The 5911-nt window shown below is 66.2% G+C and carries 4 protein-coding genes; 2 read left to right on the forward strand and 2 right to left on the reverse strand.

What is annotated here, in order from left to right; all coding sequences use genetic code 11:
- The first annotated feature begins 51 nt into the window (after window positions 1-51).
- Both RMO12_RS05230 and RMO12_RS05235 read left to right on the forward strand, forming a co-directional pair.
- Window positions 52-1626 carry an alkaline phosphatase gene (locus RMO12_RS05230; protein ID WP_309638475.1) on the forward strand — a complete coding sequence of 525 codons (1575 nt, stop codon included), beginning with the start codon at window positions 52-54 and terminating at the stop codon, window positions 1624-1626.
- Between the two features lie 71 nt (window positions 1627-1697).
- Window positions 1698-2492 carry a hypothetical protein gene (locus RMO12_RS05235; protein WP_309638476.1) on the forward strand — a complete coding sequence of 265 codons (795 nt, stop codon included), beginning with the start codon at window positions 1698-1700 and terminating at the stop codon, window positions 2490-2492.
- A 238-nt stretch (window positions 2493-2730) separates the two neighbouring features.
- Here RMO12_RS05235 and RMO12_RS05240 read toward each other — a convergent pair whose 3' ends face one another.
- Together RMO12_RS05240 and RMO12_RS05245 are read right to left on the reverse strand one after the other, a co-directional pair.
- Window positions 2731-3234, reverse strand: a complete 504-nt coding sequence (locus RMO12_RS05240; protein ID WP_309624745.1) for a DUF1097 domain-containing protein — start codon at window positions 3232-3234, stop codon at window positions 2731-2733.
- A 210-nt stretch (window positions 3235-3444) separates the two neighbouring features.
- A complete protein-coding gene (locus RMO12_RS05245) occupies window positions 3445-5883 on the reverse strand; it encodes a UvrD-helicase domain-containing protein (protein WP_309638477.1) in 2439 nt (812 codons plus the stop codon).
- Between the last annotated feature and the right edge of the window lie 28 nt (window positions 5884-5911).

Consider the following 5911-nt stretch of genomic DNA (forward strand, 5'->3'; position numbering starts at 1 on the left):
GATCGCCCATTGGCGAGCGGTGCTCATGCGGTTATTTCCACGGAGTCATTCATGCCCAGCAAGATGATCGTTAGCGCTGCCAGCGCACTGTGTCTCGCGGCAACCCTGTTGCCCGCTCATGCTCAAGTGCCTACGGTGCGCATCCCCGAAGCAGTTGCCGACTGGTACAACGCCGGCGACAAATTTGTTCAAGAGTCGCAAAAGCAAAAAGTCAACGAACGCAAGGCCAAGAACGTCATCCTTTTCATCGGAGATGGCATGGGCGTGTCCACGGTGACCGCCGCGCGCATCCTGGAAGGGCAGATGAAGGGCAAGCCCGGTGAAGAGAACCGGCTGTCGTTCGAGACCTTCCCGAACCTGGCGTTGTCGAAGACCTACTCTGCCGACCAGCAGACCTCCGACTCCGCGCCGACGATGACCGCGATGGTCACGGGCTACAAGGCTCGCGAGGGGCAGTTGTCGGTCAATCACACGACGGCCCGCGGCGAGTGCAACGCCGACACCATCGCGCGCAATTCCGTCAAGACCATCCTCGAATACGCAGCCGAAGCCGGCAAGGCGACGGGGGTCGTGTCCACTGCCCGTTTGACCCACGCCACCCCGGCCGCGACCTACTCGCACACCTCGGTGCGTGACTGGGAGGCCGACGCCAACATGCCCACGACGTCGGTTGCGGGCTACCCCTGCCGCAACGCGCCTGGCGCGGTAAAAGACATCGCGCGGCAGCTGATCGAAGTGTCGCCCGCTGTGCGAAGCAGCCTCAAGGTGGCGATCGGCGGTGGGCGGACCTACTTCCTGCCCTCGGTGAAAAACGGTGCAAATTTCTTCGACCCTGAGTACCCCACGACGCGCGGCCGCCGTGCCGATGGCCGTGACTTGACGCAGGAATGGGTCGCCACGCGCGGGCCGGGTGCTGCCTATGCGTGGAACAAGGCGCAGTTCGACGCGATCAATCCGGAGACGACGACGCACCTGCTCGGCTTGTTCGAGCCCTCGCATGTCCAGTTCGAGGCCGACAAGGCAGCCGATCGCGCAGGCGAGCCGACGCTGACCGAGATGACCACCAAGGCCCTCCAGATGCTCGAGAAGGAGCGTGGTGGCTACTTCCTGCACGTCGAGGGCGGTCGTATCGACCACGCGCACCACAACGGCAACGCGAAGCGTGCCTTGATCGAGACCGTCGAATTCTCCAATGCGATCCGCAAGGCCATCGAGATGACGGATCCCGAGGAGACCCTGATCATCGTCAGCGCAGACCATAGCCACACCTTCACGATCGCTGGCTATCCGGCGCGCGGCAACGACATCTTGGGTATCTCGAAGGGAGTTCCGCAGCGCGATGGTGACGGTCAGATCTCCGATGTGGACAGCAACGGCCTGCCCTACACCACGCTTGGCTACCAGAATGGCCCCGGCTACCGTGCGGGCGGACGCCCGATGCTGACCGACGCGATCACCACGCAGCTCGACTTCCTGCAGGAAGCAGCGATTCCGCTCGGCTCCGAGACGCATGCCGGCGAGGACGTCGCGATCTACGCCAAGGGACCGAAGGCCCACCTGGTGCGTGGCTCGATGGAGCAGAACTGGATCTTCCACGTGATGCGCGAGGCTTTCGGCTTCAACTGAGCCATTGGCCTTTGAACAGCGGGCGACCGAGGAGACTCGGCCGCCTTTTTTCCTGATCAGCGACTGTCATCATGTTCATTCAATACGTCATCCAGCAGCCTTTGCGGGCAGCCTCTTTGCTCGTTGCCTTGCTGGCCACCACGACGACGTACGCGCATGGGCGCGTCGGCGAGCATGGGCGCCCGGATCAGATGACGCCACCTGTACGAGTTTCATCAGGACCCACGTCGACGCCGCAACCTGTTGTTGCGCGGTATCGAGTGACCCATACGGATCGCGTGACGCGAACCGGGCCGCAGGTCAAACGACTGGAGTGGCTGTTCGTTCGCGATAACGACACCGTGGCGCTGATCAAGGGTCGCGTCGAGGACATCTGGCGCCGCGCTGCCGACGGCTGCATCAGCTTTGAGCGCGTGTTGCATGACGACCAGCGCGTGATCGACTACTCCTGCGGCGAACTCCGCAGCTTGGGCGTGACGCCAAGCTGGGCTGCCCTCTCGACCTTCGTCGACGAGAACGAGATCGCGGCGATGAAGCGCCTGGGCAGCACGGGCACTGGCGATGCCCGCCGCATCCGCTACGCCGCTGCAACGCCGAATCAGGCTCGGGCGGCTTCCTGGTCACCTGCGCTGAATCTACCGACCCTGCTGACGCGCCGGATCGGTCGCCATGCCGAGTTGCGCTTCGAGCTCGTGGAGTGGCACGCCCAGGCGCCGGCCGGATGGCCCGCCCCGGCAATGCGCGCGGCGGACTATCTGCGCATCGACGCAGCGGACTTCGGCGATATGGAGTACGACCCGATCGTCCGCAAGGCCGAGGCGCTGGATGTGAAGGCTGGCTGGCGCGTGGCGCACCGTCACGAGTAAGCCCCTGAAGAGCCCTAGCTTGCACGCGCGCTCGCCAGCATCAGCCTGGCCGCGATGGCAGTTCACCTAATTGGCGCGATCGTCAGCATCCGCATCGATGTGACCGGCAAAGCGGTCGGCGTCGGTGTCAGCGCGCTGTCACCCGACGCTTAGGAAGAGGCCGACGCATCGCGCCGGCCATGAGTCATGGTGACGGCGGGGCGGCCGCGTACAACCGCCCCGCGCGCCGAAGGACCGATCAGGTGGTCGCGGCGCCGCCTTCCTTCTTGGCGAGCATGCCGGCGATCGCCTCGGACACGAAGCCGAAGGCCGCGCCGATGGCCACCGACAGGATGGTCGGCACGATCGCATCGATCGGCGCCATGCCCTTGAGCAGGATCAGCCCGGCCACGCACGCAAAGCCGTACACGCTGGCCGGAATGACCGACAGCAGGCTCACATGCGCCGCGAGCACGATGACCGCAGCCCCGATGCCCACCGCCACCGGCGCCGCCAGCGCGCCGAGCGCGCCGAGTTGCCCGGCCAGCATGACCGACAGCGCACCGATCACCACGCCGAAGGACATGCACACGATGGTGGTGCGCGTACCGGCCACCTTGCCGCCGCAGTGGTAGTGGCTGGCCCAGGCCACGAAGGCCTGCCAGATCTGCACGTTCAGCGCCGCGAGCGGGCCGAGGAACAAGAAGGTCGCAACGACGGCCAGAACGGCGATTGATATCGCCAGGGCAATGAGCATGGGCATGATCTCGTCTCCTCATTTTGGAATGTCGACTAGGCGCTTGCCGGGCGGCAAGGCGCGCCGTCCCAGCGACGGCGAGCGAGTTTGTAAGCATCCGTTGCACTGGCACAAGCGCGGGTAAACGAGCCGTGTAATCCGCCGCCGCCGCGGCGGTTCGGCCGAGTCGTCCCAGATCAGAGCAGCGCGATGCGCCCGGCCGAACCGAAGCAGCCGTCAATCGACCGGTGTGAGTTTGGCGACCGACAATGCCAGCCACTTCATGCCGTGGCGGCCGAAGTTGATTTGGGCGCGAGCATCGTCGCCCATGCCTTCGAGCGTGACGATCACGCCTTCACCGAACTTGGTGTGGAACACGCCCTGGCCCGAACGAAGACCTTGCGGCGTGGTGTGCGTCAGTGCCTCGAAGGCAGCCGGCGGCGGCGCGGCACTCGGCATGCGGCCGGCGCCGATCATCCCGCCCAGGCCCGAGCCGCGCTGCCACGCCGCCTGGTAATCGCGCGCAAAGCCCGAGCCGAAACCCTGCAGCTTGGGCGTGATCCACTTCAGCGCCGCGTCGGGCAGTTCGTCGAAGAATCGGCTCTTGACGTGGTAGCGAGTCTGGCCGTGCAGCATGCGGGTCTGGCTGAAGCTCAGGTAGAGGCGCTTGCGGGCGCGCGTGATCGCCACGTACATGAGGCGACGCTCCTCCTCCAGTCCGTCGAGGTCGCTGGCCGCGTTCTCGTGCGGGAACAGGCCCTCTTCCAGGCCGGTGATGAAGACCTGGTCGAACTCCAGACCCTTGGCCGCGTGGACGGTCATGAGTTGGATCGCGTCCTGGCCGGCCTGCGCCTGGTTGTCGCCAGCCTCGAGCGAGGCGTGCGTGAGAAAAGCCGCCAGCGGCGACATGATCTCGCCGGTCTCGGCATCGGCCTGCGTCGCGGCCAGGGCGACCGCGAGCGGCATGCCCTGGGCCATGACGCCGGGCGACATGCCAGAAGGACCGCCGCGCGTCATGCCAGAAGCACCGCCGGCCTGCTCGTCCACGGGCAGTGCCACGGCGTCCTTGCCGAAGCCCTCTTGCGTGACGAAGGCCTCGGCGGCATTGACGAGTTCGTCGAGGTTCTCGAGCCGCTCGGCGCCTTCGCGCTCGTTCTTGTAGAACGCTGCGAGTCCGCTGGCCTGCAGCACGTGCTCGATGATTTCGCGCAGGGTGAAGCCTCGAGTGGCTTCGCGCATCGCGCCCACGAGCGCAGTGAAGGCGGACAGGTTCGCCCCGCCCTTGCCGGCCACAGTGCCCACGCCTTGCCACAGGCTGCGCCCGCTGGCGCGCGCGGCGTCCTGCAGTTGCTCGAGCGTGCGCGCACCGATGCCGCGGGTGGGAAAGTTGACGACGCGCAGGAAGCTGGTGTCGTCGTTGGCGTTCTCGATGAGCCGCAAATAGGCCAGCGCATGCTTGATCTCGGCGCGCTCGAAGAAGCGCAGGCCGCCGTAGACGCGGTAGGGCATGCTCGCGTTGAACAGCGCGCTCTCGATCACGCGGCTTTGCGCATTGCTGCGGTAGAGCACCGCGATCTCGCTGCGCTTGGATCCGTCGCGCAGCAGTTGGCGCGCCTCGTCGAGCAGCCACTGGGCCTCGCCGAAGTCGCTGGTCGCCTCGAACACGCGCACCGGCTCGCCTGGGCCGGCCTCGGTGCGCAGGTTCTTGCCCAGGCGGCGGGAGTTGTGCGCGATCAGTTCGTTGGCGGCGTCGAGGATGTTGCCGAACGAGCGGTAGTTGCGCTCGAGCTTGATGACCTGCTGCACGCGGAACTCGCGCTCGAAGTCGGCCATGTTGCCCACCAGCGCGCCGCGGAACGCGTAGATGCTCTGGTCGTCGTCGCCGACCGCGAGCACGTTGTTCGCCGCTGCGCCGGCCTCGCCCGGCAGCGCCGCGAACATCTTGAGCCAGGCGTACTGGATCTTGTTGGTGTCCTGGAACTCGTCGACCAGGATGTGGCTGAAGCGCCGCCGGTAATGCGCGCGCAGCTCGGCGTTGTCGCGCATCAGTTCATAGACACGCAGCAGCAGCTCGGCGAAGTCGACCACGCCCTCGCGCTGGCACTGGTCCTGGTAGGCTTGGTAGATGCGCTGCTGTGTGCGCGTGAGCTCATCGCGCACCTCGACGTCCGGCGGCCGAAGCGCGTCTTCCTTGCAGCCGGCGATGAACCGGGCGCACTGCTTGGGCACGTAGCGCTCTTCGTCCAGACTCATTGCCTTGATGACGCGCTTGACGGCCGAGACGCTGTCCTGCGCATCGAGGATCTGGAAACCCTGAGGCAGGCCGGCGAGCTTCCAGTGCGCCCTCAAGAAGCGATTGCACAGGCCGTGGAAGGTGCCAATCCACATGCCGCGTGGGTTGATCGGCAGCAATGCACCAAGCCGGGTGAGCATCTCCTTGGCGGCCTTGTTGGTGAAGGTCACCGCCATCACCCCAGCCGGCGAGACCTGGCCGGTCTGCACCAGCCAGGCGATGCGCGTGGTGAGCACGCGCGTCTTGCCCGAGCCCGCGCCCGCCAGGATGAGCGCATTGCCCTGCGGCAAGGTCACCGCCGCGAGCTGCTCCGGGTTGAGGTGGCGCAGCAGGCCGGCCGCGTTGTCCGAACGGCCGCCGAACTCATCGCGTGGTGCTGTCATCCGCCGATTCTAGGGAGCGCTTCCCGAC

The sequence above is a fragment of the Methylibium sp. genome (assembly GCF_031393925.1).
Classification (GTDB): domain Bacteria; phylum Pseudomonadota; class Gammaproteobacteria; order Burkholderiales; family Burkholderiaceae_C; genus Methylibium.